Annotated in this window: 16 protein-coding genes; 9 read left to right on the forward strand and 7 right to left on the reverse strand. The window is 62.2% G+C overall.

Annotation, left to right across the window (positions count from 1 at the left end):
- Positions 1–26 precede the first annotated feature (26 nt).
- The 5 genes from JWQ90_RS18055 to JWQ90_RS18075 all read right to left on the reverse strand — a co-directional run bounded on the left by JWQ90_RS18055 (position 27) and on the right by JWQ90_RS18075 (position 4532).
- Positions 27–1304, reverse strand: coding sequence for a DUF4417 domain-containing protein (locus JWQ90_RS18055; RefSeq protein ID WP_299696397.1), 1278 nt, complete (start codon positions 1302–1304; stop codon positions 27–29).
- Positions 1301–1654: a hypothetical protein gene (locus JWQ90_RS18060; protein ID WP_299696398.1), complete on the reverse strand. Its 354-nt coding sequence runs from the start codon at positions 1652–1654 to the stop codon at positions 1301–1303. The genes JWQ90_RS18055 and JWQ90_RS18060 overlap by 4 nt, the downstream gene beginning before the upstream one ends.
- The gene (locus JWQ90_RS18065; protein WP_299696399.1) at positions 1654–2223 is read right to left on the reverse strand and encodes a hypothetical protein; all 570 of its coding nucleotides are present in this window, start codon (positions 2221–2223) and stop codon (positions 1654–1656) included. The genes JWQ90_RS18060 and JWQ90_RS18065 overlap by 1 nt, the downstream gene beginning before the upstream one ends.
- A gap of 138 nt (positions 2224–2361) precedes the next feature.
- The gene (locus JWQ90_RS18070; RefSeq protein WP_299696400.1) at positions 2362–3669 is read right to left on the reverse strand and encodes a hypothetical protein; all 1308 of its coding nucleotides are present in this window, start codon (positions 3667–3669) and stop codon (positions 2362–2364) included.
- Positions 3670–3746: 77 nt separating this feature from the next.
- Positions 3747–4532, reverse strand: coding sequence for an HNH endonuclease signature motif containing protein (locus JWQ90_RS18075; protein WP_299696401.1), 786 nt, complete (start codon positions 4530–4532; stop codon positions 3747–3749).
- A gap of 426 nt (positions 4533–4958) precedes the next feature.
- Between JWQ90_RS18075 and radC the strand changes: the two genes are divergently transcribed.
- From radC to JWQ90_RS18100, 5 genes are all read left to right on the forward strand, one after another.
- Positions 4959–5468: a DNA repair protein RadC gene (gene radC / locus JWQ90_RS18080; RefSeq protein ID WP_299696402.1), complete on the forward strand. Its 510-nt coding sequence runs from the start codon at positions 4959–4961 to the stop codon at positions 5466–5468.
- A 385-nt stretch (positions 5469–5853) separates the two neighbouring features.
- Complete coding sequence (locus tag JWQ90_RS18085) at positions 5854–7734, forward strand: ParB/RepB/Spo0J family partition protein (protein ID WP_299696403.1); 1881 nt, start codon at positions 5854–5856, stop codon at positions 7732–7734.
- 598 nt (positions 7735–8332) lie between these two features.
- The gene (locus JWQ90_RS18090; protein ID WP_299696404.1) at positions 8333–8638 is read left to right on the forward strand and encodes a DUF736 domain-containing protein; all 306 of its coding nucleotides are present in this window, start codon (positions 8333–8335) and stop codon (positions 8636–8638) included.
- Positions 8639–8650: 12 nt separating this feature from the next.
- The gene (locus tag JWQ90_RS18095; protein WP_299696405.1) at positions 8651–8944 is read left to right on the forward strand and encodes a hypothetical protein; all 294 of its coding nucleotides are present in this window, start codon (positions 8651–8653) and stop codon (positions 8942–8944) included.
- Between the two features lie 349 nt (positions 8945–9293).
- Positions 9294–9641 carry a DUF2958 domain-containing protein gene (locus JWQ90_RS18100; protein WP_299696406.1) on the forward strand — a complete coding sequence of 116 codons (348 nt, stop codon included), beginning with the start codon at positions 9294–9296 and terminating at the stop codon, positions 9639–9641.
- 66 nt (positions 9642–9707) lie between these two features.
- Here JWQ90_RS18100 and JWQ90_RS18105 read toward each other — a convergent pair whose 3' ends face one another.
- Together JWQ90_RS18105 and JWQ90_RS18110 are read right to left on the reverse strand one after the other, a co-directional pair.
- Positions 9708–10100 carry an HU family DNA-binding protein gene (locus JWQ90_RS18105; RefSeq protein WP_299696407.1) on the reverse strand — a complete coding sequence of 131 codons (393 nt, stop codon included), beginning with the start codon at positions 10098–10100 and terminating at the stop codon, positions 9708–9710.
- A 112-nt stretch (positions 10101–10212) separates the two neighbouring features.
- Complete coding sequence (locus tag JWQ90_RS18110; protein WP_299696408.1) at positions 10213–10521, reverse strand: helix-turn-helix transcriptional regulator; 309 nt, start codon at positions 10519–10521, stop codon at positions 10213–10215.
- A gap of 284 nt (positions 10522–10805) precedes the next feature.
- Here JWQ90_RS18110 and JWQ90_RS18115 point away from each other — a divergent pair, with 284 nt between their 5' ends.
- From JWQ90_RS18115 to JWQ90_RS18130, 4 genes are all read left to right on the forward strand, one after another.
- Positions 10806–11156 carry a DUF2958 domain-containing protein gene (locus JWQ90_RS18115; RefSeq protein ID WP_299696409.1) on the forward strand — a complete coding sequence of 117 codons (351 nt, stop codon included), beginning with the start codon at positions 10806–10808 and terminating at the stop codon, positions 11154–11156.
- 263 nt (positions 11157–11419) lie between these two features.
- Positions 11420–12175 carry a DUF2285 domain-containing protein gene (locus tag JWQ90_RS18120; RefSeq protein ID WP_299696410.1) on the forward strand — a complete coding sequence of 252 codons (756 nt, stop codon included), beginning with the start codon at positions 11420–11422 and terminating at the stop codon, positions 12173–12175.
- A 116-nt stretch (positions 12176–12291) separates the two neighbouring features.
- Positions 12292–12552 carry a helix-turn-helix domain-containing protein gene (locus tag JWQ90_RS18125; RefSeq protein WP_299696411.1) on the forward strand — a complete coding sequence of 87 codons (261 nt, stop codon included), beginning with the start codon at positions 12292–12294 and terminating at the stop codon, positions 12550–12552.
- Between the two features lie 15 nt (positions 12553–12567).
- Entirely contained in the window at positions 12568–13422 is an 855-nt protein-coding gene (locus JWQ90_RS18130) for a replication initiator protein A (protein WP_299696412.1), read from the forward strand.
- Positions 13423–13510: the final 88 nt, after the last annotated feature.

Genomic DNA, 13510 nt, shown 5'->3' on the forward strand with positions numbered 1-13510 from the left:
GAGCACTCGCCAATCATGACGGGGAGCTACGATTCCGAAGCGGCGATCACGCCCTTCAAATCTATGGGCACAGCCCCAGCTTGCAGGGACGCCTCGAATTGCTTCACAAAGCTTCTCTGCCAGGGTTGACGATCAGCGTCTTGTGTCGGGCGCCGGGGAGCACGGAAAGCACGCTCTAAAACCACAGGGGCCGCGGAGGTGATTTGACTCAGCACCTCGCGCCGCGTCGCAATGTTGTGCATCAGAAGATCATCGATGGGCGCGTCCCGTGGTGTCTGCGTTTGCACCCAACGCAGGCGTCCGGTTGCCGTTACCGTCGCGCGGCGACGTTTGAGCGTCCGAGCAAACGAGTCCGTGTCGATCAGGATCACGCGCGCGAAATGCTTTCGCAATTGATGTAGGACGTGGACTCCGCCGCGTACCACCAGCGTCAGATTACGCTCGACATTATCTGCAAGCTGGCAAAGCTGCTCGACATGCCAATTGATCCGGCCTGGGTAGCCAGCACCTGTCCCGAATTCGAAGGCAATGCTTTCGACCTCGGCTCGGTCCGCCACAAAGCGCGCCCAGCGGGCATAGTCGTGCTCGGTGCGCGCATTGACATGCAGCGCGGCAGGAATTCCGGCCGACATCAATTGAGCCCAACTCAGGGCAATGCGCTTCATGCCGTGCAGATTGTCCGGCCTCGGCACGTTCGTAAACAGGCTGAAGTTGGGCGTCGTAACGAGCGCAACACCGAGATGGCGCAGCGTCTTGAGAATATTCTGCCGATTCGCCAACGCCCACCAGGCTTCGATCTTGACGTCCCGATCGACGCCCGACACCACGAGTACGGCATCGCGCCGAATGAGAAAGCGATCGGCCAGCTCTTCGCGATTTCGTACCAGCGGCTCGCCCGTGCCCCGGTGAAACAGGTCGAATAGGGATACGGCGACTACTGGCTCCAGAAGTGTCGCCTTGCGGCTGTGCTTGTGGTCGATGAGCGGCACGAAAACCGGTAACGCAGCTGCAGCTACGGACGAGACGCGGGGAACCGTGTCCAGTTCGAAGCCCCCCACTTCCATGAAGCGCTCGAAGAAGGTAACCGGCTTGTTGCGACAGACCATGTCGCAGAGGTCTGGATTGGCGCAGGAACACAGGTCATTGCAGTCATAGACGTCGGCATCGATATTCAGGCCGCCGCAGACCTTGAAGTCAGGGCACGAAGGACAGCCCAGGCACTTCGAATTGCGCGTCGCGTCGTTAAGCAATTTGTGTGACGGGGAAAACTCCCGTGTCGGTTCGTGAGCGGGACGTGCGTTCATTTGAGCCTGAGTTCCACCGTCTGGCCCAAGCCACCGACCCGCTCCACGACAGCCTGGATCATCCCGTGGTGCTGCGTGACATTCGCAGTCACCCCTGCAGGCGGAGCCGCGATACGGGCGACCGCCTTCAGTCCGTCGTAAATAAGGAGATCGCCGGCACCCGTCGCCTGAACCAGAACGGTGACGCCGGTTTTGGGTGCGCCGCCTGGTGTGAGCACCGCCGTGATTGTGCGACTCTCGCCGGCCAGTTCCATCCCGATTAGCTGAGGGCTCTTGGTCCGGTCGAGGCCGTCCGCCCACCGCTTCGCGTACGGCTTACCGCCTCTGCTCCGAATGAATTCGATACCCACTACGTCGCCTCCAGGACAGGAGAAAAGGTCTTCGTCTTGCCGCCGCGTCGCTCCATCAATAAGCCCCGAGCGGCAAGGAACGCCAGCCGGTTATTCCATGCCGTCGGGCTTACCGCGGCGCCTTCAGTGCTTTGAGCGGCCAAGGTTGGGGCGCTGGCCGAACCCAGCTTGATCACCATCTCAAAGGTCATCCGGTGCGCTTCATCCAACTCGCCGAGCAATCGGGGTTCGTTGAGGGCGCCGTGCTTGTCGAGTCGGCAACTCCAAATCGCATCCTTGCGGTGGCGCAGGAAGAAATCGAGTTCTTCTGTGACGCTCGCCGATGCATTTGCGACAACCGGAAAGAGCGCTGGCAACGTAGATCGTGTGTAGTCGCGGAATGCGACGACGCTCTCGCGCAGGAACGAGGCGGTCGCGACAGTCACGCCTGCGAAATCAAGAAAGACAGGCGCCGGCTCGCCGCCCTGCGGCGCAGCAGCAGCGATCAGCTTCGAAAACAGATTCCTGCCCGATTGCGCGCCAGAGAGAATTGCCAAGTTTTCCGTCAGCGCATGGATCTGCAACCGCATCTTCATATCCTCATTGAGTTCAGTGAGGATATTCCCGGCCGTACCCGACGTCAACCCCCGGCTATCTAGCCCCGGCAGTACAAGCGGACAAAGACGGATCGTTTGCCCTTCCGCTGCTCAGGACGTTGGGTGAATTTCCTAGGATTGCGCTAGGCGTTGAACGACCAGAGACACTAAAGCCTCCGCCTCCGCAGGAAGGATCGAGTGAGGTGAATGAGCGCTGGGAATGATGACCTTCGCCAATTCCTCCGGGCTGACGAAACCGTAGCTATCGGTCGGTGTACAGCCAAGCAGTTCAGACACTTCCAGCTTGAGGCTCATCAGTGTCGAGCCGCAGTGATTGCAGATCGTGCTCGCATTGACCCATTTTCCAAATCCCCTGTTGGTTTGGAGATAGAAGCTGATTTTGTTCTTCTCTCCCACATAGGTGGTTTCTTGCTTCGAGCGTCTGCAAATTGGACAGCGCCAATTCTCTGAGACTGAGTTCCATGTTCGGGCACGGGCTTCTTCTGAGCGCAGCATTGCAAGAAAATTGTCCGGCAATGCTTTGCCTGGCTTCGGCACTGTGGTGCGCCAACGCGACAGGTTGCGCGCCGAGGCCGCTTTCCCAGGACCCAGCGCTCTATATAACGCTTCGCCCGATACCCACTGCTGGATCGTGCGATCGCTGCTGCGGTAGATCACTGAATCGCCGTATCCAAAGACCGGAATGGCGCTTGTGCGACGAGGGTATGGTTCGTACCAGTGGGCGTCCGTGGCTGCGGCATGGCCAACAGCCCGGATCAGCTTCATCCTTAGTTCGTATGCCGGCTTCGCCTCCTGCCAGATTTGTTGAGCCATCGTCGCATCGACCTGGTGCGGCTGGTGATCACCGCACCGGATGAATCGCTTGATCTGACCGGGAGAAAACGAGAAGAACAACGGTGACTCGACGAGCTTTTTAGCTTCGGTGTCGGCGTTGTTGCAGTCCTCGCAGATCAGCACTTCCTCGTAAGCCGCGAACGCGCTGCCCATGCGTTCAACGAGCCGTAAGCCCTCAACCTGTTCCACGCTTGTTCCAGCTTTCTCGAAGGCGGCATGAAATACCGCTTCCAGCGCTCCTCCCATGTGGTCGTGGTGAACGACTAATTTGGCCAGAATTTGGCGCTTCTTCCCGACGCGGGCAATCTGGAACTTCGATCTGGAGCAGCATGGGCACATCCAGTCTTGCGACGAGCCGATCCAGTTGGAGTTCATCTCGAAGTTGGCGAGTTGATGATGCGCCTTGATCTTCTTCGACAGTGGGGTATCGATGCCGTCCAGGCTGATGATCTCCCCGGCATTGATGGATTCCACCAGGACGCTGAGGGCCTCCCGTCTCAGCGCTTGCTCTTCGTCATATTTGAGCGGGGCATGCTCGGTACACCAACGGAAGAATCGGCTTTGAAGAAACAGATCATCGGTCATATGCACTCCACGGGCCTGCAGCGAGCATCGCGATTGATCTGCTACTTCCCTCGGATGGTGGGGAACCCACTACGAGTTCAGTCTTCCTGCTCATCGCCTGCCAAGAACTCTTCGTAGCTGCGGAAGGATCGATGCGCCTTTCCTTGGTTGATCCTCGCTTGACGGGTTCTTGCGATGCGGTTCTGAAGATAGTCGAACACGGCGCCCGCTCTTTCGATCGGGAGCAGCTTCCACTGCGAGCCGAAGGTGGTTTCGATGTTTTTCGAGATCGCGCCGTAGCTGAAGCTCGTCTTACGCGTCGGATCATCGGCGCCAAACTTGTTGTAGCGATTGATCAGATATTGAACGTACCGACTCGCCTGCAGATCGGCACCGATCGATCCCGGTGGCGAATTCAGGACTACCTTCTTCTTGCTGGTCTTGACGTTGACGGTATGTCCCTGGATGGCGCCGGGGCTGTTGATGGCGACATTTCCGGAATTGTTCTTGACGACGATCTTCCGGTAATCGTTGATGAGCAGCGACGCGAAGAAGCCATCCTGCTCACGTTCCGGGCGACCCAGCACATTTTCATGGATGGATTTGATTTGCCGGAGCGCCTCCACGGTGTAGACATCCGGCTGAGCATCAACCACCTTATGGTGCCGGCGACACAGCAGAATCAGATTGTCGAAACCATGCCGCTCCGCTTCGGTTTGTGCCGGATCGAACCGAGGTCCGCCGGGGCTGCGGGCTTTGATATGGCACATCTCACCAGTCACGACGCCGCTGTCTTCAAAGATCGGCAGTTGGCAGGACGGGAATGCGCAGCGATTGCCTGAGAGGGCAAACAACCTTTTGACTGTTTTATCGTTAGGTTCCATCGTCACCCCTGAAGTGTCTCTCCGCACCGAGACTGATCCCGCATCAGTATCGGCGATCAAAGCGGGCCGAGTAATTATCGATATTGGCTAGCGTCAAATATCGCAGCAGTGAACAAGGGCGTCCCGGCGTTCCGCCGCTGGGCTCGCGGGCTGCGCCCCGCGACTCGCTGAGTCGCGGCCATCCGGCTTTGATCCCTGACGCCTTCGGCAGCCTCGCTGCCTGCGCGCTCCGCTTGCCGTGGGTTGCAGGGTGGGCGGCTTTGCCTGTCCGTTTCACCGTATCACGTCGTTCTCGCCGTCAAGACGCTGCGTTGCTCGCTGCGCTCCTCTACTCGCCGGGTGGCCGCTGGCCAGTCTGTGACGGCTGCGCTGCGGCGTGAGGGCTCCGGCCTTGGGCAATCCGCCTGAGACCACCGGAGTACGACCATGTCGAACCATCCTTCTCTCGACGCTTCCGCTGAACTGTTCGTTCGCGATGCCGGCGGGGAATACCGCACCGCCACGGGTGATGAGGTGCTGCACCGCGCCCGCAGGGTGCTCAGCCATCGTGTAAGGCGTGGAACCGCATTCAGTTCGCCCCAGGTCTCCCGGGATTACCTGAGCTTGCGATTGGGCTCTCTTGAGCATGAGGTTTTCGTTGTCGTGATGCTAGACACGCAGCATCGGCTGATCGAGGTGCTGGAGATGTTTCGCGGCACCATCGACGGGGCGGCGGTGTATCCACGCGAGGTGGTGAAGGAAGCGCTGGCGCGCAATGCGGCGGCGGTGATCTTCGCGCACTGTCATCCGTCGGGGGTCGCCGAGCCGAGCGCGGCGGATCGGCTGCTGACGGATCGCTTGAAGGCAGCGTTGGCGCTGGTTGAAGTACGGGTGCTAGACCATCTGGTCGTGGGCGGCGACACCATCGTGTCATTTTCCGAACGTGGACTACTTTGATATGTGAAATAGCGACGAGGGGGGCCAAAAGGCCCCCTTTCTTTTTGCTTCGCGTACCGGCGCTCAATCGATCGTTTTCTTCTCCGGCGGCCGGGTGCCCCGGCCGCCTGCGCGCCGCTGAGCGGCTTGCGTGGCCTCTGCGGGCGCTCCTTCCGTCAAGGGTCGCACGAGCCCCCGTGTCCTCGCCTGCGGCTGCGGGCCGCGCCAGGGCTCGTGCTTGTTCCCTTGACGGCGCGCCCGCGCCGGCCGGCGGTTGGCCATGGCCGCGAAGGTCTTCGCGGCCATGGCGAAGGCCCGACTGCCCAAGGAGGACGCCATGCCCTGATCCGTTTCGCTTCTCGATTTCGAGTTCGCTTTTCCTTTTGCTTCCATATGGAGATTCACCATGAACATGCACACCACGATCACCGCTTCCCAAGAACTGCTGTTGATTCCGATGTCGCAGTTGCGGCCTTCGGCCCGCAATGTACGCAAGACCGGCGGCACGTCGATTCCCGAACTGGCATCGAGCATCGCCCGCGTCGGCCTGCTGCAAAACCTCACCGTCATCGCCTGCGACGATGGCGAGCATTACGAAGTCGTGGCTGGCGCTCGACGGCTGGCGGCATTGAAGCTGCTGGCGAAGAAGAAGCGGCTGCCGAGCGCGCACGAAGTGCCTTGCCTCGTCGTACCGGATGCGGCGGCTCGCACGGCCAGCCTTACCGAGAACGTACAACGCGAGGCGATGCATCCGGCCGATCAATTTGAGGCATTCCAGGCGCTGATCGAGGAAGGCCGGCCCATTGAGGACATCGCCGCCGACTTCGGCGTGACACCGCCGGTGGTGCAGCGGCGCCTGAAACTCGCCAACGTCTCGCCTCGCTTGCTGGCGGACTACCGGGCCGATGCGGTCACGCTCGATCAACTGATGGCGCTGGCCATCACCGACGATCACGCGGCGCAGGAGACGGCGTTCTACGAGTCACCGGAGTGGCAGCGCAGTCCGCATGCGCTGCGCGAGCATCTGACCGAACGCGACATTGACGGCCTGCGCGATCCGCTGGCGCGTTTCGTCGGCGTGGCAGCGTATGAAGCCGCAGGCGGCACGGTGCGCCGCGACCTGTTTTCGGAAGATGCGGAGCAGGCGTATCTGACGGATGCCGAACTGCTCGACCGGCTGGCGCGGGAGAAGCTCGCGGCATCGGCCGACGACGTGCGCGCCGAAGGCTGGGCCTGGGTGGACGTGGTGCCGCGTATCATGCCGGCCGATCTGTCCGTGCTGCACCGGGTACGCCCGGATCGGCGCAAGCCAAATGCGAAGGAAGCCAAGCGCATCGCCAAGCTGGAAGCACGGCAGCAGGCCATCGAAGACAAGCTGGAAGGCGGCGATGCGGCCGAGATTGCCGAGGGAAAAGCGCAGACGCTGTGCGACGAGAGCGACAAGCTCGACGCTGAGTTGGAAGCCATTGAGCAGTCGCTGATGGTCTTCTCACCCGACGTGCTGTCGGTGGCGGGCGCCGTCGTCACCGTCGATCATGCCGGCGAAATCGCCGTGCATCGCGGGCTGCTGCGGGAGGCCGATACCGAGGCATTACGGCAAGTGCAGGAGCAAGGCCGGCACACGGATGGCGCGGTCGTGCCGAAGACGCAGACTATGGCGGACCGAACGGTGTCGGCCAAGCTGGCGCGGCAGTTGAGTGCGCATCGCACGGCGGCGTTGCAGGCGGAGCTGGCGCGCCAGCCGGGCGTGGCGCTGGTCGCCGTCGTTCATCGTCTGGTACTGCACACCTTCTACGACGATCGCCACACGGACACGGCGCTGCAAGTGTCCTGCACGCCGCAAGATGCGCTCGACCGCTGCGCGCCCGATCTGCCTGAATCGCGGGCCGTCACGGCATTGGCAGATGCCCGGCAGGTTTGGATGGACGAGCTGCCTGTGAAAACGGAAGGACTGTTCGCCGCGCTGCAAGCGCTTTCGCAGGACGACCTGCTTTCTCTGCTGGCGGTCTGCGTTGCCGGCTGCATCGATGCAGTCAGCCCGCATGAGACGGACGGCAAGGCCAACGAACTGGCATCGGCGCTGGGCCTCGATATGGCGAAGTGGTGGACGGCGACGGCGGCCGGCTACTTCGCTCAGGTGTCCAAGGCCCGCGTGCTCGAAGCGGTGCAGTGCATCGCGCCGGATCAGGTGCGCGCACTCGGCTTGAGCAAGAAGCCGGAACTCGTCGCCGCCGCCGAGCGGCTGGCGGCGGGCACCGGCTGGTTGCCGGCGATGTTGCGGTCGTAGGCAAGGAAAGCCGGCGGCGATGCCTCATGCATCGCCGCCGGATCACTTACCACCAAAAAACGCGCCCCGCCGTCAGGCGGGGCGCCGAACTGCGCTGGAACTCGCCGCGCTGGGTTGTCGGATGTGTTGCCGTCCCCGACGCTGACGGCCGGGTCGCCAGGAACGAGGGGCAGCTCACCGACAGAGCCGTTGTCATGCCGAGCATCTTCCACGCAGCGCCGATCAAGCCCGCGCAGAAGCCGGGCGCCTTCAAGGCTATCGGCCGGCGCCGGCCTTGTCTGCGTCAGAACCATGCCGATCAAGCCGTCCGTGCGGCATGCCGAAGTCATGGTTCCTTTCGGCAAGGATCGTCCATTGCGGCCATGGCTTGTCGTAAATCCTGGCGACGAACCGGCTGCGCCTCGGGCTATCGGCTGCAACCCTGCGGCGCAAAGATTTTCCCCGGCGCGATGCGCCTTCCTCGCGGAACAAATTCTTTGCGCCTCCGGGTCCTCCGCTGCGCTGCGGTCGCAGGCGATGCAACCCGCCCGTCCGTCGCCCCTTCGGATTCCGACAAGGCCGCAAAGGGCGACCTTGCAACCACAAAAGGAGATTCACCATGACCACCATCGGCACCTTCACCGCTCAGAACGACGGCTTCAACGGCACGGTTCGCACCCTGACGCACAACGTCAAGGTCAAGATCACGCCGGCCGACAAGGAAAGCGAGAACGCCCCTGACTTCCGCATCTACGCGGGCAACTACGAGATCGGCGCGGCCTGGAAGAAAGTCTCGCGGGCGGACCGGCCCTATCTGTCGGTGACCCTCGACGACCCCTCGTTCCCGGCGACCCTCTACGCCCGTCTGGTCGAAAGCGAGGACGGCACGCACAACCTGATCTGGTCGCGAGCCAAGGGCGATTAATCGCCCGCCTCAGTGCCCCGCCTGACGGCGGGGCGCTTTTCTTGCAAGCTCTCCGATGCCAACGGCTACTTCGACAGCTCGGGCAAGCAATCCGTGAAGTCGTGCGGAATTCTGCTCGCAGGGTTGGCGATGCTCACTTCGCCGGTCAGGATCGACAGCGTCATGCTGGGATCGTATGAGGGGTCTTTCTTTTCCGGCTACTTCTGCACGGATGAGCGATGGGCGTCTCCCGAAACTCCGGGCCGCGCTGTCGTGCTGCGCATCGAGCCGCCGATGGCGTCTCGCCCCTCCGGCATCCATCGCTGACGCTTAATCGTTCCATCTGAAGCGTCGGCTGCGTATCGACCGGAATCCGCTTCTGCTGATTTCAGGATTTCCCCAAAAGCGCATCGGCTGATCTGTGTTCTTGCGGATCAGCGGGTTTGTGCGAAGCCGGGCGCCGCGAATCCATCGCGGCAGTGCTGCCGATCCTGGTCGCTTCCCGGCATCACTCCACGTCGAACAGAGTCGCGAGCCTGGCGCACGCCGCTTGCCGTCAACCCCGGTCCGTTCCGGACCCCGCACACCCGTGTCCGGGGTATGACGGCCGCGCTCGATGCGTGCGCCCCCGTCGCCTCGCTCCGCCGTGGAGCGAACCCTCAAAAAGGAAGCGACCATGAAGACTCTGATCACCAACGAACAACGCGCACAGTTGCTCGCCAACTGGGCCGCGAGCAGCCTCGACGAAAACCACGATCCGATGCCGGTTGTGAAGCTGTTTACGCCGGATGCAGGCGCGACTTGGCTCCTGACTGAGCTGAAGCCGGAAGACGGCGATACGGCCTTCGGCCTATGCGACCTTGGATTCGGCACGCCCGAACTCGGCTACGTGCGGCTTTCGGATCTGGCGACGATACGCGGGCCGATGAGGCTACCGGTCGAGCGCGATCTGCATTTCGTTCCGAAGCGGACACTTTCGGAATATGCCCGACTGGCGCGGGCCGACGGATCAATCAAGGACTGATCCGTCGTTATGGATGGCTCGCCGCCGGCGAGCCATCTTTTTGCTGCCGCCCGCTGCGGTGCGATATCAGGCCGCGGCGTCCTTCAACTTCTTCAGCGCGCGGACCTTCACCTTCAACGAGGCCGGCTTCGCTGCGAACACCTGTTCCAGACCGGTAAACCGGTTGATGCCCTTGCGCTTGGGCTTCGCGGCGACCTTCGTGGCGCTGACCTTGAAAAAGCCCGGCAGCACGAAGGCGCCCGCGCCTTTCTTGCTGACCGATGCAACGATGGCGCCTTCGAGACCGGCGATCACTTTCCGCACGAGCTTGGCATCGACGCCGCTGCTATCGGCGACGTGCGCGATCAGACCGGTCTTGCCCAAAGTCTCCTTGATCGGTTTGACGGTCGCCGTTTTGGCGACAGCCTTGCTCGGGGCTTTCTTCGTCGCCGCTTTCTTGGACACTTTCTTGGTTGCCATTATTTTTCAGGTGCTCGGTAGAGGGTTGAGTGCCCCGATACGGGAGAGGCAGGCGGAATGTAGGGCAATCGCAGCGTGACGCCAACTTGTCACCGGCGAGAGCCGGCGCCTTTCAGGTTTTTCCGGCCGCCGGTTGCCAGGTCTTCGGCAACAGCGCTTCGGTCGCGAGCATCAGATCGGCCGAGCTGCAGCCCAGCGCTTTGGCGATCTTGAGCACGAGCGCGAGCGTCGGCATATGCTCGCCGCGCTCGATCTTCCCCATGTGGGAGCGCTCGATGCCGGCGCGATGCGCCAACAGCTCCTGGGCGACGCCGAGTTCCGTTCGTGCCGCGCGTACCGCGGCGCCGAACGCCAGCGCGGGCTCGACGTCGAAGGTCATTGCGCCCTTCGGTCGGCCTCGCTGGATGGTGCGCTTCTGCATGGACAAAAGCGTCGGCGACCACCACAATTAAAACCACGTTATCTTTAACTCATTCAGGCGGATCAGGACGCTGCCCGAGAACCTGTAGGAACATTCTGGCAGCCTGAAACCCGCATTCGCGTAAGCCCCTGTTTCTGGCTTTGCGAATCGGCGGTTCCAGGTTCTTGCGGGGATGCGGATTTACGTCTTTACGGATAGGGGCAGACGCGGGTTTCATCATCGGCGCAATGGCACATACCCACTTTTCCAAGTTTTCGGATCGGCGACGTTCCGCAGCTATTCAAATGATCATGACACTGCTTACCGACGAACAACGCCAGCAACTGCTCGCCAACGGTGCGCTTACCGCCCGTGGCGAGCCGCACGACCCGGTGCCGGTAGTGAAGCTCTACACGCCGGACGCGCACGCAACCTGGCTGCTGACCGAACTCGATCCGCGGGACGGCGACACTGCTTACGGGCTCTGCGATGCCGGGCTCGGCAATCCTGAGCTGGCCCATGTGCGAATCTCCGATCTGGAAAGCATCCGTGGCCCGCTCGAACATCGGGTCGTACGCGATCTGCACTTCAAACCCAGCAGCACCCTGTCCGAATACGTCCGACTGGCGCAGTCGGACGGCTCGATCAACGACTGAACCAAATTCGAAATTCTATCGTCACACCAGTGACGCGCACGCCGCCCTCAGGGATGATCGAAGTATCGAAGTGCTGCGATCCCGAATCGATCTGCATTTCGAAGCGGCGAGTCTCACACTGAAGGCCGATTCCTCAACATTTGGTGAGATTCCGCATTTTCGGTGAATCGTTGATACTGAAAACCTGAGTTCGTCCGAGCTCAGCAGCGCCGGCCAGTGTCCCGTGGCGATCCACTCCTGCCGTTGTAGAGGAAGGATTTGGTATGAGTGTCTTGCATGCGCACTGGATTCCCATCGCGGGCTATCTCCACATCCTGTTGCTCGACGGGCCGTCACTCGCTTGGGAATATCTGCGGCGCAACCCGGAATATCGCAGGGACTGGCAACGCTATCTCCGCCGTCCAGACGCCTTGCTTCCTGAACGCTGGGGACTTCGGCTGTTTGAAGACCCGGCGAGTGATGCACGCCGGGTGCAGCCGGCTTGGCTACCTGACCCCGATGGACTCGTGCCATTGCACGCCGACGACAACCCGGGCGCGGAAGCGCCGCCGTTTCGGCTATGGGGAATTCCAGGCCGCAAGCAAATGACCCATGACGGCCGGCGGCTGGTATTGGCAAGCTTTCTCGGCAACCAAGTCATCCGCCTAGCGATTGCGCGCGAGCTGCGGGACGGCATGCCCTACAGCTATGCAGTACGAGCCGGGCTGGATGCGCGCAGCCGCTGGCGCGCCGTCGAAGCACAGCTGGCATTGCTCGATTCCGGATCGGCCGAGCCTGCGGTTCCACGGCCGACGCGGGTGCTGATGGCTCACATGCGCTCCATCCAGGCCCTCGATGGCGTCCAGGCCGGCGCTTCGCAGCGCGAAGTCGCCGAAGCCCTGTTTGGCGCTGACGAAGTTGCGGATCGCTGGCACGCCGACGGCGAGTTGCGCGCCCAAGTACGACATCTGATTGGGCGCGGTCGCGAGTTCATGACGAATGGATACCGCCGCCTGTTGCGGCTTCGCAGTCATCCATAGGGAGGCGAGCACCGGCCTGCCGAATCTCCCTGAGCAATGCGCCGTCGCGCTCGGACACTTCCTTCACCCGGCTGCGCTTCGCCTGCCGGCGATCTCCATGGATGGAGGAAGACCGAATGTCCGCACTTGGATTGCAGCCCCCTCAGCTTGTCACCAAACAGCCGAGCCGCTACCTGACCAACGACGAGGCCGCAGAGTTCCTGCGGCTCTCGCCACGCACGATGGAGAAGCAGCGCGTCATCGGCGGTGGACCGCGCTTTAGGAAGTTCGGCCGGCGCGTGCTCTATGCCATAGAAGACCTCGAAGCCTGGGCCAGCTCCCGGTCCTTCGAGATGACGTCCGATCCGGAGTACATCGACACCGTCGCTGGCCGCTGACGCGGACATCGCGCCATGTCGCTCATCGACCCTCGCGATGCCAAGCGCGAGCAGCTGGAGTTGTTCAACGCCCTGCCGGGCGACATGGCGCCGCGCGATGCGCAGGACCTGATGACCTGGCCGTTCTTCTCGCTGGCGAAGTCCCGGCGCACCGTCCCGATCGATTTCGGTTCCGGTAGCGTCACGGTCCGCGTCGAGGGCACGGTCGAACATGGCCTGGCGACGATCTGGGACGCCGACGTGCTGATCTGGGCCGCGAGCCAGATCGTCGAAGCTCGCGACGTTGGCATTCGCACGTCGCGCCTGATGCGCGCGACGCCGCATGAAATCCTGACCTTCATCGGTCGCGGCACTTCGGTGCGCGACTATCTGCGATTGAAGGCCTCGCTGGACCGGCTGCAATCGACCAGCATCGCCACGTCGATCCGCCAGGCCGCGGGCCGGCGCCTGCACCGCTTCTCCTGGATCAACGAGTGGAAAGAGCTCGCTGACGCAACAGGCCGGCCGCTCGGCATCGAGCTGATCCTGCCGGACTGGTTCTATGCCGGCGTGATCGAAGAAGCGCTGGTGCTGACGATCGATCCGGCCTATTTCCGGCTCACCGGCGGCATCGAGCGCTGGCTCTACCGCTTGGTGCGCAAGCACGGCGGCCGGCAGCGGCAAGGCTGGCAGTTCGACTTCGAGCACCTGTATGCGAAGTCGGGAAGCATGGCGCGCTTCTCCGACTTTGCGTTCGACATTCGTCGCATCGCGACACGACAGACCCTGCCCGGCTACCAGCTCGCGGTGAGCCGTGCCTTCGGCGGCACGGAAGTGTTGTGGTTCCGCGCGAAGTCCTCCATCGGTGCAATCGCTGGGGGCAAGCTGTGAATCCGGTCGTGCTATCAGGCGCACGAAGGCACGTGCCATCAGGCGCATTTCACTCGTGCTATCAGGCGCACGAAACCTCGAATGCCTC

It is taken from the genome of Hydrocarboniphaga sp. (assembly GCF_028291725.1).
Classification (GTDB): Bacteria; Pseudomonadota; Gammaproteobacteria; order Nevskiales; family Nevskiaceae; genus Hydrocarboniphaga.